The following is a 26,835-nucleotide window of genomic DNA, read 5'->3' on the forward strand; positions in this document are numbered from 1 at the left end:
AAGACAGGGAGCGGGGCGTGGCTGCCTCGGATGCAAGCCGACGTCATCAAGGCGGGGCTCGGCGAGTCCCGGTGGGGGGTCGGCTGGTTCGTGGTGCTGACGGCCATCGCCTCGGCGTGCACGATGGCGAGTCCGCTGATCGTGGCGCGGGTGGTGCAGGCGCCTGGTCCGAGCGGGCGGCTGGTGCTGGTGTCGATCGCGCTGTTCGCGGGTGCGATCGCGGCCGCACGGTTCTTGCAGGACATTCGGGTGGTCCTGACGAATCGGATCCAGCAGCGGGTGGCGAATCTGGCGAATACGGCGGTGCTGCGGCGACTGCTCGCCGCGGACAGCGCGCTACTGGATTCCAATAATCCGGCGCGGATCGCCACCGTCGTGCAGACCTTCAATCAGTCGAACAAGATGTACGTGCAGATGTTCCTGATGGTGATCGTCGGCGGCGCGTTCGATATCGTGCTGTCGTTCCTGGTCATCGGCAGTTATGTCAACTGGACGATCGGTATCGCGGTCGTGGTCTACGGCTCCCTGACCACCTGGCTGACGTTGCGTGCCAACGACGCCACCACCAAGTATCTGCAGCTGGCCCAGGCCAAGAGCAACGAGGGCGCGAACCTGCTCGGCAACATGATCGCGAATGTCTTGTCGCTGAAGATCTTCCAGGGTATCGAGTGGGGTGTGCGGGCGAACGACGGGCTCTTCCAGGAGTCGCGTCGAGCGTGGGGCCGGTTCTACAGCCGGCGGGTGAAATTCGGCGGCATGCAGAGCGGTCTCCTCTTCGCCCAATACCTCCTGGTCTTCGGTCTGCTGTTGTGGGCGGGCGGCGCGCAACTCGGCCAGCTGGTGGTGCTGGTGCTGGTGCTCACCCAGCTCAACCGTCCGTTCGAGATGATGGCCACGGCCATGCGCGATTTCGTCGTCGCCAAGAGCATGGCCACCCCGCTGCAGGAGCTGCTCGACGCGCATACACCGCCACCGGACGAGGCGGTCGCTGTCCTTCCCGAGCATGGGGAACTGGAGGTCGTCCTAGACGAGGTCGGTTACGCGTACAGCGCGGAGGGCGAGCCGGTACTGCACGGTGTCTCGACGACATTCCGTGCCGGCCGGGTCAACTTCATCGTCGGCCCCTCAGGGGTCGGTAAGTCCACGCTCATGCGGTTGCTCCTGGGCACCCGCAAGGATTACCGCGGCTCGATCACTGTCGGCGGCGTGGAATTGTCGACCCTGCATTCGAACTCCTACTGGAGCGACGTCGGCTACGTGCCGCAGGATCCGATGATGATGAACGCCAGCATTCGGGAGAATGTGCTGTTCGGGCGCACGTTCACCGATGCGGAGGTGCGCGACACCCTGGAGTCGGTCGAGCTCGGCGCCAAGCTGGCCGCCCTCGACGAGGGCCTGGACTTCCGGATCGGTGAGCGAGGTGCGCTGCTGAGTGGCGGCGAGCGCCAACGTCTCGCGCTCGCCCGCGCGCTCATCGGCAAGCCGCGAGTGCTGCTGCTCGACGAACCCAGCTCGGCGCTCGACGAAACCACCGAAGCGAGCATTTTCGAGCAGCTCCGCGCGAGCACGCACCGGATGACGACGATCGCGATCACCCATCGAACCGGCCTGGTGCAGTCGTCCGATTCCGTACTGTCGCTACACAACTCGGCGAAGGTCGCTATCGCAGTCGGCTGAAAAAGCACTAGAGGTACTCGGCTACCACCTCGTAGAGGGCGGGATGGGCGGTGGCGACGGTTTCGGCGCGGGCGACCGAGGCGAGGATCGTCGGGTCGGCGCCGGCCGCGGTGCAGGCTTCGGCGCTGTCCCAGTGCGCGATGTTGACGAGTTGGAAGCGGCTGTCCGGGAGGAGGGCGCGGTGCAGGCGGACGTCGCGGAAGCCGGGGGCGGTGCGCAGGCGGCGGGCGCGGTCGCGCCATTGGGCGATGAAGTCGTCGAGGGCGGTGGCCGGGAGTTCGATGACGTTGATGAAGGTGACGCCGTCGTCGGTCATGTCAGTCGTTCCATTCGCTGCTCGCCAGGATCATGTCCCAGGTGAGGTAGGGGGCTTCGGGGTGGCGCTGGTGCAGGATGAGGCTCGCCAGCGAGGCGGGCGGGGCTTTGCGGGGGTCGGCGAGGGCCTGGTCGAGGATGGCGGTGGTGAGGGATCGGGTGCCGCCGAGACGGGGGTAGGCGGCGTGGACCCGGTCGGCGAAGCCGGGCGGGAACATGTCGGCGCTGCCGGCGACGTCGGCGCCGATGCCCTCCTGGGCGATCCAGATGGCGGCGGGCCGGCGGCGGCGGAAGACCGGGGAGTCGCTCAGGCCCGAGGTGTGCGCCGCGATGGCGTCCCACACGGTGTCGATGAGGGTGTCGTCGGCGCCGTGGTCCTCGAGGAAGCGGGCGGCGTAGTCGGCGCCGTCCAGTTCGAAACGTTGTGTGCCGTTGGCGATCTCGGACAGGCCCAGGTCGTGCAGGGCGCAGATCAGGTACATCGCTTCCTCGTCGTAGTCCGTGCCGGGAGCCAGGCCCTGCGCGGCGGCGAGGGCGCGGCCGAACAGGAAGCCGCGCACGCTGTGGTGACGCAAATACGGATCCAGGGTGGTCGCGATCAAATCGGCAGCCTTGTCCGTCAGCGGGGTCGACGGTAGTTCCAGCGCGATAACCGGTGTTTTGGACATAGGTGTCTCCTCGGAGGGTGGGGGAGTGGGAATTCAGTGCGTCCGGAAGCGGGCGCGGTAGTCCGTCGGGGTGGTGCCGAGCACCTTGAGAAAAGCGCGGCGCATGGTCTCCTCGGAGCCGAAGCCGCACCGCCGGGCGATCGCGGCGACCCCGCCGGTCCCGCTTTCGAGCAGCTGCTGAGCGGCCTCCACCCGCACCCGCTCGACGTACTGGCCGGGCGTGGTGCCGACCTCCCGCCGGAACAGCCGCGTCAGGTGCCGCTCACTGAGCGCGGCCCGCGCGGCCATGGCGGCCAGGGTGTGATCGTCGGCGGGGTCGGTGACCACGGCGTCGATGACCTTGCGTAACAGCGGGTTACGGGCGGTCTCGGCGTCCGCGCGGACGCTGAACTGGGATTGGCCGCCCGGCCGGCGCAGGAACACGACCAGGTATTTGGCCAGTTGGCGGGCCACCTCGGGCCCTTCGTCCTCCTCCACCAGCGCCAGCGCCAGATCGATCCCCGCGGTCACGCCGGCGGAGGTGTAGATCGGCCCGTCGCGCACGAAGATCGCGTCCGGCTCGACCCGGATCGACGGAAAGCGTTGCGCGAGTTCGTCACACGCGTGCCAGTGCGTGGTGGCCCGGCGGCCCTCCAGCAGCCCGGCCTCGGCCAGTACGAACGCGCCGGTGCAGATCGAAGCGACTCGCCGTGCCGCACCGGCGATGTCGCGCACGCCCTGGACCAGGTCGGGGGAGAGCGTGTCGGTGAAGGCGTAGCCGGGCACCAGTAGCGTGTCGACCGCGTCCGTGAAATCCGCGAGCGCGCCCGCAACCCCCAGCGGCGCACCGAAATCGGTCTGCACCGGCTTGCCGTCCACCGACGCCAGCAGCACCCGCCGCCCGGCCCAGTGCAGCACCTGCACCGGGCCCGCGATGTCGAGCACGGGCGACCCGTCGGCCACCGCCACCACCACATCGCCCGCTCGCATATCCCGAGTCTCAGCCCTGGGGGCCGTGTCCACAAGGACACGCAACCCACAGATCCGGACCTACTGTCCGGCGGTCACTCCCGCACCGTGATCGACAGGCTCGGTTTGGTGGCGCCGGCGCCGGGATCGGCCCGCTCCCAGACCACGTCGACCATGGGCGCGAGCAGCAACTCACCGAGCTGGCGGACCAGCACGGTGACGATCTGGCTGGAGTCGGACCGGGTGGTGGAGGCCAGGCCGGCTTCGCGCAGGCCGGTGACCTCCCGGCGGGTCAGATCGATGAGCGCGTCGAGCAGGCCGAGCCGTGCTTCGGCGGGTTCGAGCAGCGCGCGCCGGATGTAGTTCACCACGGCGGGATTGGCGTGCAGCATCTTGCGGACCGCCTCGTCCCGGGCGCCCGCGACCTCGCCAGCCGTGCCGGTGGCGGGCACGGACCCGACGGCGGCGGCGAAATAGTCGACGACCAGCAGGTCGACGGCGTCGCGCAGGCCCTCTTTGGTCTTGAAGTGGTGCTGAACCAGGCCGAGGGTGACGCCGGCCTCGGCGGCGACCGCGCGCAGCGAGACCCGGTCCGCGCCGTGCTGGGCGAACAGATCCATGGCGGCGTTGCGGATGCGCGCTTTGGCGGTCAGGTCCTCGTTGGTGGCCCGGGGGTTCAGCATCGGTCCTCACTTGTCGGTTGGGCGGTGATTCTACGGGCTGTAGTACGCGACCCCGGGTTGCGCACCGCCTCCGATGCGGGCGTATGGCGTGCCTGGTCGGGTGATCGCTTTACATTGCTAAAGACCTGTGTACTGTACAAGTGTATTGTCGGATCGAGGGAGGTCCCATGTCACCCCTTGCCGGAGTCGAGGTCGTCTCGCTCGCGGTGAACCTGCCCGGCCCGCTGGCGGCCGCGCGACTGGCCGAACTCGGCGCGCGCGTGCACAAGGTGGAGCCGCCGGCCGGCGATCCGCTCGCCGCGGCCGCCCCGGACTGGTACCGCGCGCTGATCGAGCACCAGGAGGTCATCGCCCTCGACGTCAAACAGCCCGGTGACCGCGCCAAGCTGGACGACCTGCTGGTGACCGCCGACCTGCTGATCACCTCGATGCGCCCGACCGCGCTGGCCCGGCTCGGGCTGGCCCAGCCGCAGCAGCGGTTCCCGAAACTGTCGCTGATCGAAATCGTCGGCCACGCCGAGGATCCCGAGGTGCCCGGCCACGACCTGAACTATCAGGCGGTGCACGGCACGCTGACCCCGCCGCAGATGCCGTCGGTGCCGATCGCCGACATGCTCGGCGCCGAGCGCACGGTCTCCACCGCCCTGGCCGCGCTCGTGCGGCGCGCGGAATCCGGTGCCGGACAGCCCTATCGGGTCGCCCTGGAGGAAGCCGCGGCTCGCGCCGGCGACGCCGTCCGCTACCGGCTCATGGGTCCCGGCGCGGTTCTCGGCGGCGCGTTCCCCGGCTACGGCATCTATCCCTGCCGCGACGGGCACGTCGCCCTCGGCGCGGTGGAACCGCACTTCTTCATGCGCACCCTGGAACTCTTCGGCGCGGACGGCAGCCACGACAGCCTGCGCGCCGCCTTCGCCGACCGGACGGTCGCCGACCTCGAGGCCCTGGCGGCCGCGAACGACCTGCCCCTCAACGGAATCCACACCCCCGCCGCGAACGGAAAGTAGTACAGCGATGTCCGAACTCTTCCCCGATTACCGTCCCACCTGGGAGACCGATCAGCACCGCGAGCTGCGCAAGCACACCGCGCAATTCCTGCGCAAGGAGGCGGTGCCGAACCGTGAGCGCTGGTCCGAGCAGCATCACGTCGACCGCGAGTTCTGGAACAAGGCCGGCGACGCGGGCCTGCTCGGGCTGGATCTGCCGGAGGAATTCGGCGGCGCGGGCGGCGATTTCGGCTACCAGGCCATCGTGCAGGAGGAACTGGTCTACGCCCACGACAACGGTTTCGGCTTCTCGGTGCACTCGCCGATCGTGTCGCACTACATCCACAAGTACGGCAACGAGGAGCAGCGCCGCAAGTGGCTGCCCGGCATCATCAGCGGTGAGCTGGTGCTGGCCGTGGCGATGACCGAACCGGGCACCGGCTCGGATCTGCAGTCGGTGCGCACCACCGCGGTGCGCGAGGGCGACCACTACGTCGTCAACGGCTCGAAGACCTTCATCTCCAACGCGACCCACTGCGACCTGCTGGTGATCGTGGCCAAAACCGATCCGAGCCAGGGCGCGGCGGGCGTCTCGCTGATCGTCGCCGAGACCGCGGACCTGCCCGGGTTCGAGCGCGGCCGGGTGCTGGCGAAGATGGGCCAGCACGCCCAGGACACCCGCGAGCTGTTCTTCTCCGACATGCGCGTTCCGGTCGCGAACCTGCTCGGCGAGCAGGAGGGTCTGGGCTTCTACCAGCTGATGGAACAGCTGGCGCGGGAGCGGCTGATCATCGCGAGCCTGTGCTCGGCGCTGGCCGAGGCCGCCGTGCTGGAGGCGCTGCGCTACTCCCGGGAGCGCGAAGCGTTCGGCCGCCCCATCGGCAAGTTCCAGCACAACGCCTTCACCCTGGCCGAGGTCAAGACCGAGGCGCTGGCCATCAAGACCCTGGTCGACTACGCGATCCAGCAGTACATCGACGGCAAGAACGATCCGTCCACGGCGTCGATGGCCAAGCTGTTCGCCGCGGAGACCTGCGACAAGGTGGTGGACCGCTGCCTGCAGCTCTTCGGCGGCTACGGCTACATGATGGAGTACCCGATCGCGAACATGTACACGGGTTCGCGGGTGAACCGCATCTATGGCGGCACCAGCGAGATCATGAAGGAGATCATCTCCCGATCGCTCTAGGGTTACTGCGAGGTCGTCTTCGTGGGTCGCACCACCAGGACGACGCGGCGTTCGGCGTCGCCGACCGGCCGCTCGTAGTCCAGGCCGTAGCGGCGGGCGAGTACATCGAAGAACTCGCCCGCCGGATCCGGGTCGACCCGCTCGACGACGCCCCGGATCTCCAGGTACCGGTACGGCTGGTCAGGATCGTTGACCGAGAACGAGACGGCCGGATTGGCGACGACGCTGCGGTGCTTGCGCCGGTCGCGGGTGGTGGTGAAGCGCAGGAACTCGCCGTCCCAGAGCGCCCACATCGGGTTGACCTGCGGCTGCTGATCCGGGCCGGTGACGGCGAGGTGGCCGAAGAGCGGGCGGGTGAGCAGGTCTTCGTGGGTTTCAGGTATCACGGTTGGATACCGTATCAAAGCTTTTATAGATGTACACTCCTTGGTATGGGAATGCCCGCTGGTGACCGCCTCGGCCTCGATGTGAAACGCGCCGAGCAAGCCCTGCTCGCCGCCAAGCACGCGGCGGTGAAACCGCTGACCGTGCCGCAATACGCCGCGCTGTTCGCGCTGTCCAGCACGCCGGGCGCGTCCTCGGCGGCGCTCGCGCGCGCCTGTCTGGTCACGCCCCAGGCGATGACGGTGGTGCTGCGGAATCTGACCGAACTCGGCTACATCGAGCGCGCCCCGCACCCACTGCACTCCCACGTCCTGGAGACGCACCTGACCGCCGCGGGCAAGCAGGCCCTGGCCACGGCGGACGCGGCCGCCGTCGCCATCGAGCGCCGCATCGCCGCGGCGTTCACCGCTGCCGAGCGGGACACGCTGCGCGAGCTGCTGGCCCGGTTCGTCGCCGCGATCGAACAGACCTAGGGTGCGACGGCCACGCCGAGCGTCAGCGCGGCAACGGCTTTCGGCCCGTCGGCGTAGAACTCCTGGGCCTCGCGGATCTCGAACCCGGCCCGCTCGACCAGCTCGCGGATCGGCCGGTTCAGATTGCAGCCGCCCGCACACGCCTTCTGGAGCGGGTTGAGCCGGTGCTGCCATTTGCGCACGCTCGCGTCCGGGGCCAAGCCGTGCTCGACGAAGTGGAACGTGCCGCCGGGCGCGAGCACTCGGCGCACCTCGGCCAGTGCGGCGCCGGCGTCGGGAATCGTGCACAGCGTCCAGGTGGAGAGCGCCGCGTCGAAACTGTTGTCCCCGAACGGGAGCGACTGCCCGTCCAGCCCGGCCCGCTCGATCGGGACGGTCGCGCGGGCGAGCCGCTTGGCGGCCAGTTTCCAACCGAGGTCGGCGGGCTCGACCGCGCTGACCGAGGTCACCCCCGCCGGGTAGAACGGCACGTTCAGGCCCGAGCCGAAGCCGATCTCGACCACCCGCCCGTGCAGCCCGGCGCAGACGCGTTCGCGCTGCGGATCGTTGACGCCCATCCCGCACGCCAGCTCGACGAGCCGCGGCACGATCTGCTCTCCGTAGAATCCCACCCCTCCACTGTGCCGCCGGAACGATCTCGGCACCATAGGGGGAGACCCTGAATCCGGCATGCCATGCTGGCCCGGTGACTGTGTTCGAGGTGTGGGCCCCGCGAGCGACGGTGGTGCGGCTGCAACTGGCCGGCACCGTGCACGCGATGGAACCCGAACCGGGCGGCTGGTGGCGCGTGCGGCGCCCCGCCGCCGACGGCGACCGCTACGGCTTCCTCCTCGACGACGACCCGGCCCCGCTCCCGGACCCGCGCTCGCCCCGGCAACCCGACGGCGTGCACGCCCTCTCGGCGGTGCACAGCCTGGACCCGGCGGGCTGGACCGACCAGCACTGGACCGGCCGCCCGCTGCCTGGCGCGGTGTTCTACGAACTGCACGTCGGCGCGTTCACCCCGGAAGGCACCTTCGACGCGGCCATCGGCAAGCTCGAGCACCTGGTCGAGCTGGGCGTCACCGTGGTCGAGCTGATGCCGGTCAACGCCTTCGACGGCACTCACAACTGGGGGTACGACGGCGTCGGCTGGTACGCGGTGCACGAACACTACGGCGGCCCGGACGGCCTGCAACGCTTCGTGAACGCCTGTCACGCAGCGGGTTTGGCGGTCGCGCTGGACGTCGTGCACAACCATCTCGGCCCCTCCGGCAACTACCTGCCGCGCTTCGGCCCGTACTTGACCGAGGGCCGCAACACCTGGGGGCAGAGCCTCAATCTGGACGGCCCGGACTCGGATCCGGTGCGCCGCTTCGTCCTCGACAACGCGCTGCGCTGGTTCCGCGAATTCCACCTCGACGCACTGCGGCTCGACGCCGTCCACGCCCTCGTCGACCGCACCGCCACCCATCTGCTCGCCGAATTGGCCACCGAGACGGAAACTCTGGCCGCACACCTGCGCCGCCCCCTCACCCTGATCGCCGAGAGCGACCTCAACGATCCCCGCCTGATCACCCCGCGGGCGGCGGGCGGTTACGGGCTGACCGGGCAGTGGAACGACGACCTGCACCACGCCGTGCACGCCGCGGTCTCGGGTGAAAGGCAGGGCTATTACGCGGATTTCGGATCCCTGGCCACACTCGCCCGGACGTACACGCACGGGTTCTTCCACGCCGGAACCTATTCCAGCTTCCGCGGCCGCACGCACGGCCGCCCGCTCGACCGGAACCTCGTGCCCGCCAGCGCGTTACTGGCCTACACCTGCACCCACGACCAGATCGGCAACCGCGCGCTCGGCGACCGGCCCGGTGACTACCTCGACGAGGGGCAACTCGCCGTCAAGGCGGCGCTGGTGCTGTTCTCGCCGTACACGCCGATGCTGTTCATGGGGGAGGAGTGGGGCGCGCGCACCCCGTTCCAGTTCTTCACCTCGCACACCGATCCGGCGGTCGGCGCGGCCACCGCCGCGGGCCGCGAGTCCGAGTTCGCCGACCACGGCTGGGCCGCCGGGGACGTGCCGGATCCCCAGGACCCGCAGACGTTCCAGCGCTCCAAACTGGACTGGACCGAGCCAGAGAAATCCGCCCTGCTCGACTGCTATCGCGAGTTGCTCGCCCTGCGCCGCGACCGGCCCGAGCTGACCGATCCCTGGCTGCCGCGGGTGCACACCGATTTCGACGAGGACGCCCACTGGTTTCTGGTGCGCCGCGGTGCGCTGCTGCTGCTCTGCAATCTGGGGTCCGCGCCGGTCCGCGTCCCGGCGATCGGACGCGAGGTGCTGTCCTGGGGCACGCCGTCGCTGGCTCCGGAGCACACGTTGCTCCCGCCGCATTCGTTCACCATCCTCGAAGCGGACCGGTGAACTCGTGCGTAAATCGTTATCGCTCAGTGGGATAACTGTCCGAGACGGCCATTGCCGAGCGTGATCTCCGCCATTACCGTGGAGTAATGAGCAACGTGGCTGCATCCGGGGACCTGTCCGACCTACCGGAGGGGGTGGGCGGAAGCGCGGCTGCCGAATTCGGCCCGCTGGTCCGGGCCTTCGCTCGAACCTTCGGGCATCGCCGGGGTGCGGGCGCCGGATTGGTGGTGCAGCGCCACGGTGAGACCTTGGTCGACATCTCCACCGGTTCCGCCGCGGGCAAGCCGTGGGCCGCGGACACCGGCTCGATCATCTTCTCGGCCACCAAAGGCATTGCCGCCACGGTCATCCACCGCCTCGCGGATCGCGGGCTGATCGATTACCGGGCGCCGATCGCGGAGTACTGGCCCGAATTCGCCGCCAACGGCAAGGGTTCCATCACCGTCGCCCAGGTGCTCACGCACAGCGCGGGCCTGTCCGGCATCAGCGGCCTGGCCGCGAATCCCACCGAGATCCTCGATCACGAACTGATGGAAGCGCGGCTGGCGGCGGCGAAACCCGATCGCCTGCTGGGCTCTCCGGCCTATCACGCGCTGACGCTGGGCTGGCTGCTGGCCGGGCTGGCCCGCGCGGTCACCGGGCAGAGCATGGCGACGCTGTTCCGCACCGAGGTGGCCGAGCCGCTCGGCACCGACGGCATCCATCTCGGCCGCCCCGCCCCCGGAGCCCGCGTCAGCTACGCGCCGCTGGCGGGCAATCAGCTGAGCCTGCTCGGCCGGCCGCTCGGCGCGCTGCTGCTCGCGCGTTCCTACGGTTTCCCGGGCGCGGCGGGCGCGGCGGCTCGCGCGCTGTTCATGCCCGGCATGGAAGGCATTCTGGAGGGCGAGGATCCGCCGATCCTGGCCACCGAGCTCGCCGCGGGCAACGGCGTCTGCACGGCCGAGGGCCTGGCCACGCTCTACAGCGCGCTCGTCGAGGGGCGCACCGCGCAGGGGCAGCAGTACCTTTCGCCGGAGACGGTCAAGGCGATCCGTCGGATCCGCAGCTACAAGGTCGACCGCACCCTGTTCTACCTGCCGATGATGTGGCACCTGGGTTATCACTCGCTGCCCACCGCGGGTGCGCGCGGCGGCTTCGGGCACATCGGGCTCGGCGGCTCGTTCGGCTGGGTGGAACCGCGCCTGGGCGTGTCGGTCGGCTTCGTGCACAACCGGCTGGCGCTGCCGCAGATGGGCGTGGACCAGGTCGCGGCCATGTGGCTGCTGCCGCTGACCATCAACTGCCTGCGCGCGAGCAAGCGCGTCGTGGTGGACACGCCGCGCGAAGCGGCGGCATAAAGGACGACCGCCCGGTCCGAGTGGCAGCGGACCGGGCGGTAGTCGGGTCAGGTCAGATAGCGGTAGGCCGGTGAGCCCGGTTCCAGCCGCTCACACTGGATCGGCGATTCCCGCATGCGCTCCAGCAGCGCCGCCAGGCCCTCCGGTGCGCCGAGTTCGATGCCGACCAGCGCCGCACCGGTTTCGCGATTGTTGCGCTTGACGTACTCGAACATCGTGATGTCGTCGTCCGGGCCGAGCACCTCGTCGAGGAAACGCCGCAGCGCGCCGGGCTCCTGCGGGAAGTCGACCAGGAAATAGTGCTTGAGCCCGCGGTGCACGAGCGAACGCTCGATCACCTCGCCGTAGCGTGACACGTCGTTGTTGCCGCCGGAGACCAGACACACCACCGTCGCGCCGGGCTCCACCTCGACCTCGGCCAGTGCCGCCGCGGCCAGCGCGCCCGCGGGCTCGGCGATGATGCCCTCGTTCTGGTACAGGTCGAGCATGGCGGTGCAGATCGCGCCCTCGTCGACCGTCATCATCCGGAAAGAGCCCGCGCCGCTGAGGGTCTCGGTCGCGGTCAGTAACGGCAGCGAGGCGTGCGAACGGGCCCGGCCGCCGAAGCTCGCCGCCGCCGCGTACGGCAGCGCCCCGATGCGGCGCACCGCGGCGCCGTCCACGAACGGATCGATCTCGGGCAGCGTCACCGGGCCGCCCGCGACCAGCGCCGCGGTCATCGAGGCCGCGCCGCCGGGCTCGGCGGCGAGCAACGCGGTGTGCGGCGCCCGCTCGCGCAGGTAGGTGCCGATGCCGGCCAGGCAGCCGCCGCCGCCGACCGGGACGACCATCAGATCCGGTGCGACGCCGAGCTGTTCGAGCACCTCGGCGGCGATGGTGCCCTGCCCGGCGGCAGTGCGCGGGTCGTCGAAGGGGGGCACCATGGTCGCGCCGGTGCGGGCCACGTCGTCGGCGGCGGCCGCGGCCGCGGCGTCGTAGGTCTCGCCGATCGCGATCAGCTCCACGAACTCGCCGCCGTGCACCTTGATCCGGTCGCGCTTCTGCTTCGGCGTCGTGGTCGGCACATAGATGCGGCCCTTGATCCCCATCGCCTGGCAGGCGAAGGCGACGCCCTGCGCGTGATTGCCCGCGCTCGCCGCGACGACGCCGGCGGCGCGCTCGGCGTCGGAGAGCTGCACGATCAGGTTGTAGGCGCCGCGCAGTTTGTAGGAGCGCACCGCGGTCAGGTCTTCGCGCTTGAGGTAGACCTGCGCGCCGGACAGCGCGGATAGCCGGGGGCTGAACTGCAGCGGAGTCGGCTCGATAATGTCGGAAATTCGCTTGGCGGCCGCGTCGATCTCGTCAGCGGAGAGCGCTGCACGGGAAGTGGACTGATCGGTGATCACATCAAGCGGATTGGACACCCGAAATATGCTGCCACCCGCCGCATCGGGCGGATGCGGCGGGTGGGTGAACAGGGCTTACGCGGTTATCGCGGTGTAAGCACGAAAACCGGGATCTCGCGGGTGGTTTTCTTCTGGTAGTTGGCGTACTCCGGCCAGACCGCGACCGCGCGCTCCCACCACCGCGCCTTCTCGTCACCGGTGACCTCACGCGCGGTGTAGTCCTTGGTGTCGGTGCCGTCGCGCAACTCGACGTGCGGGTGCGCCTTGATGTTGAAGTACCAGACCGGATGCTTGGGCGCGCCGCCCAGCGAGGCGACGACCGCGTACTCGCCGTCGTGCTCGACCCGCATCAGCGGGGTCTTGCGCAGGAGCCCGGTCTTGGCGCCCTTGGTGGTCAGCAGGACGACGGGCTTGCCCTGCAGTTCGGTGCCGTCGGTGCCGCCGGAGTTCTCATACGTTTCGGCCTGCTCACGGGCCCAATCGGAGGTGCTCGGTGCGTATTCTCCTGTAAGTGGCATACCCGGGGAAACGCGTGCCGTCGCGCTCGTGTTCCCCGGAGTGTCCGCTCGACCACAAACCTTGATGTTCGGTGGCCCGAACTTTGTCCTCCGTCTATCCTGAAGACATGAAGACGGCTCACCCCCACACGGTTGACATCGCGGGCACCGCGTGGCCGCTGTACAAGCTCGAGGCGCTTGCCGCGGGTGTGCTGGTCGCCGTCGTTCTCGCCGTCGTCACGGGGGCGCCGCAAGTGGCCGTCCTGCTGGGCGCCGCGCTGGCCGTGGTTCGCTGGACGGCGGGTTCGCTCGGCGCGCGCCGGGCCGCCGCTCCGTTGAGGCCCGACCGAGTGTTCGCCGCGCACTGAGCAGATGACCGCGGTCTCGCCGGGAAATCGCCGAGCACCGCGCGCGCGGCGAGGGCCGCGTCAATCCAAGGCCAGCCCGGATAGTTCGCCGCGGGAGACGACCCCGAGCTTCGGATAAGCCTTGTACAGGTGGTGCCCCACCGTGCGCGGACTCAGGAACAGCTGTGCGGCGATGTCGCGATTGGACAGACCCTGGGCGGCCAGGCGCACGATCTGAAGTTCCTGCGGTGTGAGCGCCGCCAGCACGCCCGCTACGGGCCGGGCTGTCGTGCCCGCACCCAGTGCGGCGAGTTCGGTCCGGGCTCGGTCGGCCCAGGGCGTCGCGGCGAGCCGGTCGAAAGTCTCCAGCGCGGGCTGCAGCTGCGTCCGGGCGTCGACCTTGCGCCGTGCGCGGCGTAGCCACTCGCCATAGAGCAATTGCGTGCGCGCCTGCTCGAACGGCCGCCCACCCAGCTCGAGCGCGGATCGGAAATGCCGTTCGGCGCTCGAATCCGGCGCGGTCAGGGCGCGGCAGCGGTGCGCGAGGGCGGCGACCCACGGCTGAGCAGAGTTCGCGGCCCAGGTTTCCAGGCGCTCGAGGGCGTCGCCCGCGCGTTCCGCAGCGCCGAGCCGGACCGCGGCCTCGAGCAGATCGGGGAGCGTGCGCAGACCGATGACGTGATGCGCGGCGGGCTCGACCGCGAGTAGTTCGAAGCGGCCCAGCGCGCTGTCGACCTTGCCCTGACCGAGTTCGAGCAGGCCGAGCGCCGCGTGCGTCCAGGTGGCGCCCGGGGCATCGGCACCGCCGAGCTCCTCGGCCAGCGCCTGCCCGGCCAGCGCGCGGCACTGCTGCTCCGCACCTTCCAGCGCGGCCAGATAGGCCAGGCAGGCCGCCTGCTGGCTGACCCAGTGCGCCTGGCCGATATCGCTCGCGATCCGCAGGCCCTCGGTCGCCGCGAGCCGGGCCTCGGTGGGCCGGCCCAGCGCGACCTCGGCCTCGGCGCGGAAGAACAGCAGCGTGGGCAGCAGGGCGAGCCGGCCCTGCTCGCGGCATTCGGCGATCAGTTCGCGGGCCAGCTCGGTGACCTGATCGTCCTGTCCCACCACCAGTCCCGTGCCGCACATCTGCACCAGATCACGCGGACTGTCGGCCCCGTTGCGCCGCGCGGCGGCGGCCGCGGCCCGCAGGTCGACGGTGTAGCGCCCGGTCATGGCGGCGACGGTGTAGCGGCTGATCGGCGTCAGCGGTTCGCCGTCGGGCAGCGGCACGGCGCTCAGCTGCGCGGCGACCTCGTCGAGCTCGCGCGCGCCCAGGTACCAGGCGGTGTGTACCGCCTGGCCGAGCATGCGGGTCGCCCGCACCGGATCGAGCGCGCGCACGGCGGCCGCCCCGTCGAGCAGCCGGTGGTGCGCCGACTGCGGCTTGCCCGCCCCGAATTCCGCGGTGGCGCTGACCAAGTCGAGCCGCGCGCGGAGCAGCGGATCGGCGGTCTGCGCCGCGGCCCGCTCGGCCAGCACCTGCGCGCGCGCCAATTGCCCGGCCTCACCGGCGGTTTCGGCGGCGGCCACCAGCCGCCGGACCCGCGCCACGGGATCGGTGCTCAACCCGGCCGCGCGTTCGTAGGCGGCGACGGCCCCGGAGTAGCCGCTGCGCCGCCGGGCCCGGTCGGCGCTGTCTTCCAGTGCGGCGGCGGTCTTCTCGTCCGGCCCGGTGGCCGCGGCCGCCAGATGCCAGGCCCGCAGATCGGCGTCCTCGGGCGCGGTGCGGGTCGCGGCGAGCGCGGCGTGCACGGCCAGCCGCTGCGCCAGCGGCGCGCCCTGATAGACGGCCGAGCGCAGCAGCGGATGCCGGAACCCCACCGTGCGCCCGTCGGTGTGTGCCAAGCCCGCGTCCGCGGCCGCCTGCAGATCGCCCACACCCGCGCCCAGCGTCTCGCCCGCGCGCAGCACGACGGCGAGCTCGTCGGTCCCGGCCGCGGCGGCCACCAGCAGCAGCGTCCTGGTCGCGACGGGCAATCGGCTGACCTGGCCGTGGAAGGCCACCTGCAGGCGCTGGGTCAGCGGCAGCGGATTCGGACCGGACCCCGGCGCCTCGGCGGCCAGGACGGCGGGCAGTTCCAGCAGCGCCAGCGGATTGCCGTACGCCTCGGTCAGCAGCCGGTAGCGCACGGCGGGCGCGAGGTCGGGCGCGCGGCTGTCCACCAGCGCCGCCGCCGCGTCCTGGCGCAGCCCCGCCACGCGCAGCTCCGGCAGACCCGGCGCGGGAAAATCGTGCTCACCGGCGCGGGTCGCGAAGATGACCGCCACGCCCTCCGCGTCCAGCCGCCGCGCCACGAACAGCAGCGTCTCGGCGCTGGCGCGGTCCAGCCAGTGCGCGTCGTCGATCAGGCACAGCAGCGGCCCCTCGGTGGACTCCTCGGCCAGCAGCGACAGCACCGCAAGCCCCACCAGCATCCGGTCGGACGGGGAATCGGCCGCCCCGTCGTCCAGCCCGAACGCGGCGCTCAGCGCGGAGCGCTGCCGGGCGGGCAGTGTGTCGAGCAGGGCGAGCCCCGGCCGCAGCAGCAGGTGCAGCGCGGCGAAGGGCAGTTCGGCCTCGGACTCGACGCCGGCGCTGCGCACCGTGGGAATGCCCTGGGCGGCGGCGTAATCCAGCAGGGCGGTCTTGCCGATGCCCGGGTCACCGCGCAGGATCAGCGCGCCGCTGCGGCCCGCGCGCGCCGCGGCGAGCAGCCGATCGATCTCCGCTTGTTCGGCTTCTCGTCCGTGGAGCATGGTCCTCACGGTAGCTGTCGTGGAAAAATGCTGGCCTTAGCGGCCCGGTGCGGTATTTGATTAACGAACACCGCGAGGCTCCCGATGATTCGGGTAGTCGAGTACGCAGGTTTCGCAGGGGATCAGAGGGGACGATTTGCCCATGAAACGCTTGGTGGTGTGCTGTGACGGCACCTGGAAAGCCGAGAACAGCGAAACGGTCTCGAATATCGTCAAGATCGCGCAGACGATCCGCCCGCAGGCTCCGGGCCCGGACGGCGAGCTGATCCGGCAACACGTCATCTATGTATCCGGCCCGGGCGCACGGGGATTCACGGCCGACCGGCTGATCGGCGGCGCGTTCGGCCTCGGCCTGGAAGCCAACCTGTCCGCCGCCTACTGGCAGCTGGCGATCAACTGGGAGCCCGGCGACGAGATCTTCGTCTTCGGTTTCAGCCGCGGCGCCTACACCGCGCGCAGCCTGATCGGCCTGATCGATCGGATCGGCATCATGACTCCGGAGGCCATGATCGGCGGCTTCTACCCGCAGGCCTTCAAGATGTATCGGCGGCGCGCCAAGAGCCGGCTGCTGTGGTGGCGGCGCCCGCCCGCCGAGACGGCCTGGCAGAACTTCCGCGCCGAGCACAGTCACCCCCGCTTCGACATCGATTTCATCGGCGTATTCGACACCGTCGGTGCGCTCGGCGTCCCGGGCCTGACCGCCTGGCGGCACCGCTTCCACAACACCGATCTGTCCGAGCGGGTGCTGTGCGCGCGGCAGGCGCTGGCCATCGACGAGCGGCGGCGCAATTTCGAACCCTGCCTGTGGCAGGTGCCGGTCGAACTGGGGCGCAAGTACCGGCGCATCAAGGATCGGCGCGGCGATCGCGTCAAGCAGGTCTGGTTCGAGGGCGTGCACAGCGATGTCGGCGGCGGCTACGCCGAATGCGGGCTCTCCGACATCACCCTGCGCTGGATGGTCGGCGAGGCCGAGGTCGAGGGCCTGGCCTTCGACCGGGAGCGCTTGGACGACCTGTCGGAGTGCTGCGCGGACAAGGAGCAGCACCTGCTGCGGCACGACTCGCTGGGCCCCGCCTACGTGGTGCTGAACGCCCTGCGCACGCTGCGCGGCGCGATCAGCCGGCTGGGCCCGCGCCCTCCGGTGCCGCCGCGGTTCTACTGGAACTCCTGGCGGCGGATGCGGGTGACCAACGACCACGGCGTGCTGCTGGCCTCCACCGTGGACACGAGCACCGGCTACGAGCCCTACAACCTGCGGCACTGGCGGCACGACCTGGGCGGTTCCTTCCCGATCGAGCTGATCGAGACGATCCCCCCGACGGACGCGAGCGTCGTCACGCCCGACACCTGCGCCGAGTCAGGACCGGACGAGCAGCGCGACGGGCAGCCGGGTGAACATCTTTTCCAGCCGGACCCGGCCCGCGAAGGTATGGCCGGTGAGCCGGTCGGTCCAGGTGCCCTGCGGTAGCTCCAGCGTCGTATCGCCCCAGCCGGTCTCGCTGAGCCCGACCGAATGCCGGGTGGCCGCCACCAGCACCTCGGCCGGCTCGCCGACCTTGCCGCGGGTGAAGCTCACCAGCCGGCGGGCTTGCTCGCCGGCGGCGAACAGCGGCTGATAGGTGCCGCTGACGAAGCAGTCCGGCCGTTCCCGGCGCAGCCACAGCGCGTAGGCGACGATCCACATCTTCGCGGCCCCGCTGGGATCCAGGGCCGGTGTGCCGGTGAGCGATTGCAGCATGCCGGTGCGGGCGGAGAAATCCACGGGGCGGCGGTTGTCCGGGTCGACGAGCGAGTCCTCCCACAGTTCGCAACCCTGGTAGAGATCCGGGATGCCGGGGCCGCACAGCTGTAAAAGCTTCTGCGCCAGCGAATCCGACCAGGCGTGCGGCGCCAGATCGTGGGTGAGGTCGCTGAGTTCTGCGCCGACCGGGCCGTCGATGACCGCGTCGATCCAGCCGTGCACCGCCGCCTCGAACTCGGTGTCCGGATCCTCCCAGCAGGAGCAGGTGCCCGCCTCGCGCACGGCCTTCTCCGCGAACTGATGCAGCCGCTCGCGCAGGCCCGGCACCGAGGAGGCCGGGCGGCCGTCAGCCGGCCAGACTCCGAACATGTTCTGCAGCAGGAACAGCGCGGTCGCGCCGTCGGGTGCGGGCGTCAGCTCCAGCCAGGCGTCCACCGCGCGCGACCAGATGCTGGCGACCTGGGAGAGCACCCCGATCCGGGCCCGCACATCCTCGCCGCGCTTGGTGTCGTGCGTGGACAGCGTGGTCATGGTGGCCGGCCAGCGCTGGGCGCGATCGATATTGGCGAGGTGGAACTCGTTGAGCGAGTGGCCGAATCGAGCCGGATTGCCGCCCACCTCCTGCAGCGACACCAACCGGGCCGCCCGGTAGAACATGGTGTCCTCGACCGCCTTGGCGGTCATCGCCCCGCACACCTGCCCGAACCGGACCGCCGCCTCGCCGTCGGTGCCCAGTGCGGCCACCAGCACCGACAGCGGCCCGGTCAGCTCGGCGTTGCGCCGTTCGACCTCGGCGATGATCGCGCCGGTCATCCCGGCCAGCGGCGCGTACTCCACCCGGTAGACCGGCATGAACGCCAGCACCTCGATGGTGGCGTTGGTGAGCGCGAGGGTGTCCGAATCCGGCACGCCCGCATCGCGTTTGATCGCCTCGACCAGCCGCCGCACCTCGGGGGCCAGGATCGACTCCGCCACCGCGCGTTTGATGCGATGTTCGGTCTCGCCGAACCACGCGCGGTCGCTGCCGTGGCCGGCCACGCGGCGGGACAGCTCGGTCAGCGCCTGTTCCCCGGCCGGGTCGATGAGCACGCCGCCGAGCCCCGCCAGCGCGTCGTAGCCGGTGGTGCCGTCCACCGGCAGCGTCGGGTCCAGCGGCTCCCGGTTGGCCAGGATCTTCTCCACCAGCAGCAGCCGGTGCGGGCCGATGAGCTGGCGCAGTTTGGCCAGATACGCTCCGGGATAAGCCAATCCGTCCGGATGGTCGACTCGCACGCCGTCGATGAGGTCGTGCTCGCACCAGGCCGCCAGCTCGCGGTGCGTGGCCTCGAACACCTCCGGATCTTCCTGGCGCAGCGCGGCCAGGCTGCTCACCGCGAAGAACCGGCGGTAAGTGCACAGCCCCGCCTTCCAGCTCACCAGCCGGTAGTGCTGCTTGTCGTGGATGCGCAGCGCGTTGTCGCCGTCGGTGTCGGGCGCGATCGGGAATCGCATATCGTGCAGGGCCAGCAGGGGTTCGGGGCCGGAGCGGTCCACCGTCAGCTTGGCCGGATCGTTCTCGCTCTGCAATACCGGCAGCGCCAGCCGCCCGCCCGCGCCGTTGCCCGCACTCCAATCGATGTCGAAGAAGTGCGCGAACTTCGATTCGCGGCCGTTGCGCAGGACGTTCCACCACCACGGGTTCTGCCGCGGATCGGCGACGCCGACATGGTTGGGCACCAGATCCACGATCAAGCCCATACCCCGGCTGCGCACCTCGTCGGCGAGCGCCTTGAATCCGGGCGGGCCGCCCAGCGCCGCCGAGACGCTGGTCGGGTCGGTGACGTCGTAACCGTGCGTCGATCCGTGCGCCGCGGTCAGGATCGGCGACAGGTACAGATGCGAAATACCCAGCTGCTGTAGGTATTCCGCGATGGCGCGGGCGTCGGCGAAGGTCAGCGCGTCGGGGCGCAGCTGTAACCGGTAGGTGCTGCGGACCGGTGTCGGACGGGCCCGGATGCCGGGCTTGTGCAGTGGATCGGTGTTTGTTGGTTGCATCGCGGAGCGATTCCGTGTGGGTTTTTGGTCGGGCGACGGGTGGGCCATGGGCGTCAGGCGGTGCAGGCGAGGACGAGCAGGCAGCGGGCAGGAACATCGAGCGTGGCGGCCGCCGGATAGGTGGCCTCGGTGTGTCCGTTGGGTACCGAACAATCCAGTGCGACAGACCATTCGACGCCGTGCTCGGCGCCGGGGATGACGAAATCGACCGCGTGGTCGTGGGCATTGAAACACAGCAGGAACGAATCGTCGGTGATGCGTTCCCCGCGCGGGCCCGGTTCCGGAATACCGTGGCCGTTCAGATACACGGTGAGCGCCTTGGCGACTCCGCTTTCCCAGTCCGCGGCGGTCATCTCGACCCCGGCCGGGGTGAACCAGGCGATGTCGTGGACGTCGTCCCCGGAGCGGACCGGACGGCCCGCGAGGAAGCGCCGCCGCCGGAAGACCGGGTGCCGGGCGCGCAGGGCGACCACGCGCCGGGTGAACTCGAGCAGGTCCGAATTCGTCTGCGCCAGTGACCAATCCATCCAGGCCAGCGGCGAGTCCTGGCAGTAGGCGTTGTTGTTGCCGTGCTGGGTGCGGCCCAGCTCGTCGCCGTGCGCCAGCATCGGCGTGCCCTGGCTGAGCACCAGCGTGGCCAGCAGGTTGCGGGACTGCTTGGCGCGCAACGCGAGGATCTCCGGATCCTCCGTCGGCCCCTCGACGCCGCAGTTCCAGGAGCGGTTGTAGTTCTCGCCGTCGCGATTGTCCTCGCCGTTGGCCTCGTTGTGCTTGTCGTTGTAGGACACCAGATCCCGCAGCGTGAAGCCGTCGTGCGCGGTCACGAAGTTGATGCTGGCGCTCGGGCGGCGGCCGGTCACCTCGTAGAGATCCGAGGAGCCGGTCAGCCGGGAGGCGAACTCGCCCAGCGTCGCCGGCTCGCCGCGCCAGTAGTCGCGGACGGTGTCGCGGAACTTGCCGTTCCACTCGGTCCACTGGCCCGGAAAGTTGCCGACCTGGTATCCGCCCTCGCCGACATCCCACGGCTCCGCGATCAGCTTGACCTGGCTGACCACCGGATCCTGTTGCACCAGATCGAAGAAGGTCGAGAGCCGGTCGACATCGTGCAGCTCGCGGGCCAGGGTCGCGGCCAGATCGAAGCGGAACCCGTCGACGTGCATCTCCAGCACCCAGTACCGCAGCGAGTCCATGATCAGCTGCAAGGTGTGCGGGTGGCGCACGTTCAGGCTGTTGCCGGTGCCGGTGTAATCGACGTAGTGCGCGGGGTTTCCCTCGTCGAGCCGGTAGTAGGCGGCGTTGTCGATGCCGCGGAAGCCGAGGGTCGGGCCGAAGTGGTTGCCCTCGGCCGTGTGGTTGTACACCACGTCCAGAATGACCTCGATGCCCTCGGCGTGCAACGCCCGCACCATCGCCTTGAATTCGGTCACGGCCGCGCCGCCGCGCGGACTGGCCGCGTACTCGTTGTGCGGGGCCAGATAGCCGAAGCTGTTGTAGCCCCAATAGTTTCGCAGGCCCTGGTCGAGCAGGACCCGATCGTGCAGGAACTGGTGCACCGGCATCAGCTCGATCGCGGTGATGCCCAGATCCTTCAGGTGCGTCACGACGGCCGGATGCGCGATGCCCGCGTAGGTGCCGCGCAGTTCCTCGGGAATCTCCGGATGCGTCATCGTCATACCCTTGACGTGCGCCTCGTAGATCACCGTCTCGTGATACGGCCGATTCGGCGGGCGGTCGGGGCCCCAGTCGAAGAACGGGTTGATCACCACGCCGGTCATGGTGTGGCCCAGCGAATCCAGCCCGTAGGTGTAGAGCGAGGGGTCGTTGCCGAACTCGCCGTCGAAGGCCTTGCCGTAGGGGTCGAGCAGCAGCTTGCTCGGATCGCACCGCAGGCCGCGATCCGGATCGTAGGGGCCGTGCACCCGGAAGCCGTAGCGCTGTCCGGGCCCGATGGTCGGCAGGTAGGCGTGCCAGACGTAGGTGTCGACCTCCTCCAGCGCCACCCGGGTCTCGGTGCCGTCCTTGGCGACCAGGCACAGCTCGACGGCGTCGGCGATCTCGGAGAACACCGAGAAGTTGGTGCCCGCGCCGTCGAAGGTGGCGCCGAGGGGGTACGCGGTGCCGGGCCAGACCCCGAGCGGCGTCACGTCACCGGGTGCTGGGTCGGGCTGGGGCATAGGTCGACACTAGCGGCCCGAGCAGCCCGGTCCGTGCGGGGTGGTTGCCGTCACTCGGCGCTCAGGCCGCGATGCCAGGTTTGTCCGATCAGGTCGTGCCCGAAGCTGTGATGCGGGGCGGATTCGGTCAATCGGAAGCCGGCGCGCTGATAGATGCGGCGGGCCGCGGCGAGCACGTCGTTGGTCCACAGCACCATGTCGGTGTAGCCCGCCGCCGTCGCGAAGCGCAGGCATTCGGCGACCAGCGCCGAACCCACGCCCAGCCCGCGCGCCGACGGCTCGACCAGCAGCAGACGCAGGCGGGCGGTCGTCTCGTCCTCGGCTACGCAGAACACCGCGCCCACCGGAGCTCCGCCGGACTCGGCGATCCAGGCGCGTTCGCGGCGCTCGTCGTGCGAGTCGAGGAAATCCGCGACGATCTTGGTCACCAGGGTTTCGTAGCTCGCGTCCCAGCCGTACTCGGCCGCGTACAGGGCGGCGTTGCGTTGGATCACCCAGCCGTAGTCGCCGGGTTTCGGCGCGCGCAGGGTGAGCGCGGGCGGCTCGGCGGGGCCGGCGGCCCGGTCCAGGAGCTGCTGGATGGTCGTCATCGCGCGGATCAGCTTCGCGCGGTCCGCGGGTGGGTGCGGCTCGAGCAGTTTCCGGACGTCCAGGCCCGAGCGCTCGTTCAGGATCGCGAACTCCGCGCGCCCGCGATCGGTGAGCCGCACCTCCTGCCGCCGGCCGTCGCTGCTGGATCGGCTGCTCTCGATCAGTCCCCGGTTCTTGAACCGGGTCAGGATGCGGCTCAGGTAGCCGGGATCCAAGCCGAGCGCCGTGCGCAGCCGGATCGCCTCGGTCGAGCCGGAGGTGGCGAGCTCGAACAGGATCCGAGCCTCGGTGAGCGAGTACTCGGTGTCCAGCAGGCCCGCGCCGAGCACACCGATGACCTCGGTGTAGCGGCGGTTGAAGGCGCGGACGGTCGCGATGTCGGCGGCGGTGGTCACGGCGGCTCCTCGGAATTCTTTGACTGAGTCAAAGAATAAGGCGCAGTCCGGAAGTGGGCGAGTGAATTCGGCGATTGCCCATGTTCTTTCGGATCCCGCGAGCTCCGGTGGTAACTTGAACGGCGTTCAAGCCGTCTCGGCGAGGCCGGGGCGGGTCACTGCACCGCGAGGATTCCTGTGGCACTGACCCCTGATGAAATCACCGCTCTGGACGCCGAACACGTGTGGCATCCCTACGGCGGGTTCCCCGCCACGACCGAACCGCTGGTCGTCGCGAGCGCCGCCGGCACCCGGCTCACCCTCGCCGACGGCCGCGAACTCGTCGACGGGATGAGCTCCTGGTGGGCCGCCGTGCACGGCTACCGGCATCCGGTGCTGGACGCGGCGCTGCTCGAGCAATCGCGGCGGATGAGTCACGTGATGTTCGGCGGGCTCACCCACGAGCCCGCCGCCCGTCTCGCCGGACTGCTCGTCGAACTCACGCCCGCCGGATTGGACAAGGTGTTCCTCTGCGACTCCGGATCGGTATCGGTCGAGGTCGCGGTCAAGATGTGCCTGCAGTACTGGCGCGCGCTCGGCCGCCCCGCCAAACGCCGGCTGCTCACCTGGCGCGGCGGCTACCACGGCGACACCTTCAGTCCGATGAGCGTGTGCGACCCCGACGGCGGCATGCACTCGCTGTGGACCGACGTCCTCGTCGAGCAGGTCTTCGTCCCGATGCCGCCGGTCGACTACCGGCCCGAGTACGTGGCCGAACTGGAACGCGCCTTCGCCGCGCACGCCGACGAACTCGCCGCCGTCATCGTCGAACCCGTGGTCCAGGGCGCCGGCGGGATGCGCTGGCACGATCCGCGCTACCTCACCGACCTGCGCACCCTCTGCGACCGGCACGGCGTGCTGCTGATCTTCGACGAGATCGCCACCGGGTTCGGCCGCACCGGTGAGTTCTTCGCCGCCGACCACGCCGGCGTCAGCCCCGACGTGCTGTGCGTCGGCAAGGCCATCACCGGCGGCTACCTCACCCTGGCCGCCGCCCTGTGCACCGCCCACCTCGCCGAAACCATCAGCGCCGGGCACGGCGGCCTCATGCACGGCCCCACCTTCATGGGCAACCCCCTGGCCTGCGCGGTCGCCATCGCGTCGATCGAACTGCTGCGGGAACGGGACTGGCGGTCGGAGGTGCGCCGGATCGAAGCCGAACTGGAGGCGGGCCTGGCGCCGGCCCGCGCGCTGCCCGGCGTCCGGGAGGTGCGCGTCCTCGGCGCGATCGGCGTCATCGAGCTGGACCAGCCGGTCGACATGCGTTCCGCCACCGCCGCCGCGGTTGCCGCCGGAGTGTGGCTGCGGCCGTTCCGCAACAACATCTACGCGATGCCGCCGTTCATCAGCACCTCGGAGGACATCGCCGCGATCACCGCGGGCATGTGTGCCGCCGCGGCGGCGAATTCGAAATGAGGGTGTTGACTTGAACGGCGTTCAAGTAGGCTGCGGAGCTGTGACTACCGATCCGCTGAGTTGGTTGGACGAACGGGCCGAAGCGCGTGTGGGCGCGGGGTTGCGGCGGGAGCTGCGGCCGCGAGCCGCGGAGTCGGCCTCGATCGACCTGGCCTCCAACGACTATCTCGGACTAGTGCGGCACCCCGAGGTCGTCGAGGGCGCGGTGGCGTCCGTACGCCGCTGGGGGACCGGGTCCACGGGGTCGCGGTTGGTCACCGGCACCACCGCCGAGCACGCGCAGCTCGAAACCGAGCTGGCCGATTTCGTCGGCGCCGAAGCGGGCCTGGTCTTCTCCTCGGGCTACACCGCCAACCTCGGCGTGGTGACCGCGCTCGCCGGGCGCGGCGCGCTCGTCGTGTCCGACGCGGGCAGTCACGCCTCCCTGGTCGACGCCTGCCGGCTCTCGCGCGCCCGGGTCGAAATCGCCGCGCACTGTGACGTGGACGCGGTGGACCGGCTGCTGGCCGCGCGCACCGAGGAGCGTGCGCTCGTCCTCACCGATTCGGTGTTCAGCGCCGACGGCGATCTGGCCCCGCTGGCCGACCTGCATCGCGTCACCAGGGCGAACGGCGCGGTGCTGATCGTCGACGAGGCGCACGGCATCGGCGTGCGCGGCACCGGCGGGCGCGGGCTCGTCGAGGAAGCCGGCCTGGCCGGGGAACCCGACCTGGTCATCACCGCCACGCTGTCCAAAGGGCTTGCGGCACAGGGCGGGGCGGTGCTGTCCAGCGAACGCGTGCGGGCGCACCTGGTCGACGCGGCGCGGACCTTCATCTTCGACACCGGCCTCGCGCCCGCCGCCGTCGGCGCGGCGCGGGCCGCGCTGGGCCTGCTGCGCCGCGAGCCGGAGCTGGCCGCGCGGGTGCTGGAGCGTGCCGCCGACATCGCGCGCATCGCCGGTGTGCCCGCGCCGCCGTCGGCGGTGGTCTCGGTCGTCCTGGGCAAAGCGCAGGTCGCCTTCGACGCCGCTCAGGCCTGCCGCGCCCGGGGCCTGGACGTCGGCTGCTTCCGTCCGCCCTCGGTACCCGAAGGCACGTCGCGCCTGCGTCTCACCGCGCGTGCCAACCTCACCCCCGCCGAACTCGACACCATCGCCGCGGTGCTCGGCGACGTGCTCGCGCAGGCGCGCGGACTCGAGGCGGTGTCCGCGTGAGCGTGCTTCTCGTCACCGGCACCTCGACCGATATCGGAAAGACCGTGGTCACCGCGGCTCTCGCCGCCACCGCAGCCGCCGCGGATCTGTCGGTCGCGGTGTGCAAACCCGCGCAGACCGGCGTCGCCCCGGGGGAGCCCGGCGACCTGGCCGAGGTCGAGCGGTTGAGCGGTGTGGGGCGCGGGGTCGAACTGGCCCGCTACCCGGATCCACTGGCGCCCGACACCGCCGCGCGGCGCAGTGGCCTGCCGCTGCTGACGCTGGAAGAGACTGCCGCCGCGATCAAGTCGCTCGACGACGCCGATCTGATCCTGGTCGAGGGCGCCGGCGGCTTGCTCGTCCGGATCGGTGATTTCACCTTGCTCGAGCTGGCTTCGGCCTTGGACGCGCCGGTGCTCCTGGTGACGGCGGCGGGCCTCGGCACGCTCAATCACACCGAGCTGACGACGCGGCTGCTGGCATCGGCCGGTGTGCCGTGCGCGGGGTTGGTCATCGGATCCTGGCCGGAGACACCGGATCTGGCCGCGGAGTGCAATCGCACCGACCTGCCGCGGTTGACCGGAGTCGAACTGGTCGGTTCCGTGCCGGCCGGGGCGGGCCGATGGGATCGGGAGCGGTTCACCGCGTCGGCGCCGGGGTGGTTCCAGCCCGGCTTCGCGGACCGGGTCCTCGGCGCAGCAGGCTGAAACACGCCGTCTACCTGCGGATTTGACTTTGCGTTCGCCGGCACGTAACTTTTATCGAGTCAGAGCGACACGGACACCGACCCGGAGCCTAACGGCCTGGGAAACGAGGTAGTACGAGGAACGCCTGGCGATCACACTAGCTCGACTAGGACCCCAGATTTGGATCTGGGTTACTGGCTGAGCTAAGCTGTTTAAGTTGCCTCGTTGAAACCCCCGAGAGATCGAGTGGCCGATGCGTGTGCGTGTGTTCTTTGAGAACTCAATAGTGTGTCGATGAATGTCAGTGCCAATAATTTATTGGTTCCGATTCCTCATACCCCCCGGTTGACGGGATCGGACATTTAGTCAGCAAATCTTTTTGCTGGCGTTTTGTTTTGCCAAGGTTTTCGGACTCTGGTTAATTCTTCTGATTGCACCTTCGGGTGTGGTTGAGAGTCTTCAACGGAGAGTTTGATCCTGGCTCAGGACGAACGCTGGCGGCGTGCTTAACACATGCAAG

General features: G+C 70.0%; 23 protein-coding genes and 1 rRNA gene. 12 read left to right on the plus strand and 12 right to left on the minus strand.

Going from position 1 to position 26,835, the window contains the following annotated elements; genetic code table 11:
- Window positions 1-30: 30 nt before the first annotated feature.
- Window positions 31-1,677, plus strand: a complete 1,647-nt coding sequence (locus AB0I43_RS12390; RefSeq protein ID WP_357431946.1) for an ABC transporter ATP-binding protein — start codon at window positions 31-33, stop codon at window positions 1,675-1,677.
- Window positions 1,678-1,684: 7 nt separating this feature from the next.
- Here AB0I43_RS12390 and AB0I43_RS12395 read toward each other — a convergent pair whose 3' ends face one another.
- The 4 genes from AB0I43_RS12395 to AB0I43_RS12410 form a co-directional block, all read right to left on the minus strand.
- Complete coding sequence (locus AB0I43_RS12395; RefSeq protein WP_356970348.1) at window positions 1,685-1,993, minus strand: antibiotic biosynthesis monooxygenase family protein; 309 nt, start codon at window positions 1,991-1,993, stop codon at window positions 1,685-1,687.
- 1 nt (window position 1,994) lies between these two features.
- The gene (locus tag AB0I43_RS12400) at window positions 1,995-2,660 is read right to left on the minus strand and encodes a hypothetical protein (RefSeq protein ID WP_357431948.1); all 666 of its coding nucleotides are present in this window, start codon (window positions 2,658-2,660) and stop codon (window positions 1,995-1,997) included.
- Between the two features lie 33 nt (window positions 2,661-2,693).
- A complete protein-coding gene (locus AB0I43_RS12405; protein ID WP_357431950.1) occupies window positions 2,694-3,629 on the minus strand; it encodes a GlxA family transcriptional regulator in 936 nt (311 codons plus the stop codon).
- 74 nt (window positions 3,630-3,703) lie between these two features.
- Complete coding sequence (locus tag AB0I43_RS12410) at window positions 3,704-4,291, minus strand: helix-turn-helix domain-containing protein (RefSeq protein ID WP_356970342.1); 588 nt, start codon at window positions 4,289-4,291, stop codon at window positions 3,704-3,706.
- 167 nt (window positions 4,292-4,458) lie between these two features.
- Between AB0I43_RS12410 and AB0I43_RS12415 the strand changes: the two genes are divergently transcribed.
- Both AB0I43_RS12415 and AB0I43_RS12420 read left to right on the plus strand, forming a co-directional pair.
- Window positions 4,459-5,295 carry a CoA transferase gene (locus AB0I43_RS12415; protein WP_357431952.1) on the plus strand — a complete coding sequence of 279 codons (837 nt, stop codon included), beginning with the start codon at window positions 4,459-4,461 and terminating at the stop codon, window positions 5,293-5,295.
- A gap of 7 nt (window positions 5,296-5,302) precedes the next feature.
- A complete protein-coding gene (locus AB0I43_RS12420) occupies window positions 5,303-6,463 on the plus strand; it encodes an acyl-CoA dehydrogenase family protein (RefSeq protein ID WP_356970338.1) in 1,161 nt (386 codons plus the stop codon).
- A gap of 2 nt (window positions 6,464-6,465) precedes the next feature.
- On the opposite strand, the gene AB0I43_RS12425 is transcribed toward AB0I43_RS12420, so the two are convergent.
- Window positions 6,466-6,849 carry a PPOX class F420-dependent oxidoreductase gene (locus AB0I43_RS12425; protein ID WP_356970336.1) on the minus strand — a complete coding sequence of 128 codons (384 nt, stop codon included), beginning with the start codon at window positions 6,847-6,849 and terminating at the stop codon, window positions 6,466-6,468.
- A gap of 45 nt (window positions 6,850-6,894) precedes the next feature.
- Here AB0I43_RS12425 and AB0I43_RS12430 point away from each other — a divergent pair, with 45 nt between their 5' ends.
- A complete protein-coding gene (locus AB0I43_RS12430) occupies window positions 6,895-7,320 on the plus strand; it encodes a MarR family transcriptional regulator (protein ID WP_357431954.1) in 426 nt (141 codons plus the stop codon).
- On the opposite strand, the gene AB0I43_RS12435 is transcribed toward AB0I43_RS12430, so the two are convergent.
- Complete coding sequence (locus AB0I43_RS12435; protein ID WP_357431956.1) at window positions 7,317-7,931, minus strand: class I SAM-dependent methyltransferase; 615 nt, start codon at window positions 7,929-7,931, stop codon at window positions 7,317-7,319. The genes AB0I43_RS12430 and AB0I43_RS12435 overlap by 4 nt on opposite strands.
- A gap of 74 nt (window positions 7,932-8,005) precedes the next feature.
- Here AB0I43_RS12435 and treZ point away from each other — a divergent pair, with 74 nt between their 5' ends.
- Window positions 8,006-9,724, plus strand: a complete 1,719-nt coding sequence (gene treZ, locus AB0I43_RS12440) for a malto-oligosyltrehalose trehalohydrolase (RefSeq protein ID WP_356970330.1) — start codon at window positions 8,006-8,008, stop codon at window positions 9,722-9,724.
- A gap of 86 nt (window positions 9,725-9,810) precedes the next feature.
- Window positions 9,811-11,061 (plus strand): serine hydrolase domain-containing protein, encoded by a 1,251-nt coding sequence (locus tag AB0I43_RS12445; protein ID WP_356970328.1) that lies wholly within the window; start codon window positions 9,811-9,813, stop codon window positions 11,059-11,061.
- Between the two features lie 47 nt (window positions 11,062-11,108).
- On the opposite strand, the gene ilvA is transcribed toward AB0I43_RS12445, so the two are convergent.
- Both ilvA and AB0I43_RS12455 read right to left on the minus strand, forming a co-directional pair.
- Window positions 11,109-12,464: a threonine ammonia-lyase IlvA gene (ilvA, locus tag AB0I43_RS12450; RefSeq protein ID WP_356970326.1), complete on the minus strand. Its 1,356-nt coding sequence runs from the start codon at window positions 12,462-12,464 to the stop codon at window positions 11,109-11,111.
- A 65-nt stretch (window positions 12,465-12,529) separates the two neighbouring features.
- Window positions 12,530-12,964, minus strand: coding sequence for a nitroreductase family deazaflavin-dependent oxidoreductase (locus AB0I43_RS12455; protein ID WP_356970324.1), 435 nt, complete (start codon window positions 12,962-12,964; stop codon window positions 12,530-12,532).
- Window positions 12,965-13,071: 107 nt separating this feature from the next.
- Between AB0I43_RS12455 and AB0I43_RS12460 the strand changes: the two genes are divergently transcribed.
- Complete coding sequence (locus AB0I43_RS12460) at window positions 13,072-13,311, plus strand: hypothetical protein (protein ID WP_356970322.1); 240 nt, start codon at window positions 13,072-13,074, stop codon at window positions 13,309-13,311.
- 60 nt (window positions 13,312-13,371) lie between these two features.
- Here the strand turns inward: AB0I43_RS12460 and AB0I43_RS12465 are convergent, their stop codons facing one another.
- A complete protein-coding gene (locus AB0I43_RS12465; RefSeq protein WP_356970320.1) occupies window positions 13,372-16,065 on the minus strand; it encodes an AAA family ATPase in 2,694 nt (897 codons plus the stop codon).
- A gap of 142 nt (window positions 16,066-16,207) precedes the next feature.
- Between AB0I43_RS12465 and AB0I43_RS12470 the strand changes: the two genes are divergently transcribed.
- The gene (locus tag AB0I43_RS12470) at window positions 16,208-17,533 is read left to right on the plus strand and encodes a DUF2235 domain-containing protein (protein ID WP_356970318.1); all 1,326 of its coding nucleotides are present in this window, start codon (window positions 16,208-16,210) and stop codon (window positions 17,531-17,533) included.
- Here the strand turns inward: AB0I43_RS12470 and treY are convergent.
- The 3 genes from treY to AB0I43_RS12485 are packed head-to-tail and all read right to left on the minus strand — an operon-like array spanning window position 17,423 to window position 23,000.
- Window positions 17,423-19,840: a malto-oligosyltrehalose synthase gene (treY, locus tag AB0I43_RS12475; protein ID WP_356970317.1), complete on the minus strand. Its 2,418-nt coding sequence runs from the start codon at window positions 19,838-19,840 to the stop codon at window positions 17,423-17,425. The genes AB0I43_RS12470 and treY overlap by 111 nt on opposite strands.
- 53 nt (window positions 19,841-19,893) lie before the next feature.
- Entirely contained in the window at window positions 19,894-22,014 is a 2,121-nt protein-coding gene (glgX, locus tag AB0I43_RS12480; protein ID WP_356970315.1) for a glycogen debranching protein GlgX, read from the minus strand.
- A gap of 50 nt (window positions 22,015-22,064) precedes the next feature.
- Complete coding sequence (locus AB0I43_RS12485; protein ID WP_356970314.1) at window positions 22,065-23,000, minus strand: helix-turn-helix domain-containing GNAT family N-acetyltransferase; 936 nt, start codon at window positions 22,998-23,000, stop codon at window positions 22,065-22,067.
- 177 nt (window positions 23,001-23,177) lie between these two features.
- Here AB0I43_RS12485 and AB0I43_RS12490 point away from each other — a divergent pair, with 177 nt between their 5' ends.
- From AB0I43_RS12490 to AB0I43_RS12505, 4 genes are all read left to right on the plus strand, one after another.
- Window positions 23,178-24,455 (plus strand): adenosylmethionine--8-amino-7-oxononanoate transaminase, encoded by a 1,278-nt coding sequence (locus AB0I43_RS12490; protein WP_356970312.1) that lies wholly within the window; start codon window positions 23,178-23,180, stop codon window positions 24,453-24,455.
- Window positions 24,456-24,495: 40 nt separating this feature from the next.
- Window positions 24,496-25,650: an 8-amino-7-oxononanoate synthase gene (locus AB0I43_RS12495; RefSeq protein ID WP_356970310.1), complete on the plus strand. Its 1,155-nt coding sequence runs from the start codon at window positions 24,496-24,498 to the stop codon at window positions 25,648-25,650.
- Window positions 25,647-26,336: a dethiobiotin synthase gene (bioD, locus tag AB0I43_RS12500; protein WP_356970308.1), complete on the plus strand. Its 690-nt coding sequence runs from the start codon at window positions 25,647-25,649 to the stop codon at window positions 26,334-26,336. The genes AB0I43_RS12495 and bioD overlap by 4 nt, the downstream gene beginning before the upstream one ends.
- Before the next feature lie 438 nt (window positions 26,337-26,774).
- A 16S ribosomal RNA gene (locus AB0I43_RS12505) occupies window positions 26,775-26,835 on the plus strand; the annotation flags it as partial.

The organism is Nocardia sp. NPDC050435 (genome assembly GCF_040655395.1).
Classification (GTDB): domain Bacteria; phylum Actinomycetota; class Actinomycetes; order Mycobacteriales; family Mycobacteriaceae; genus Nocardia.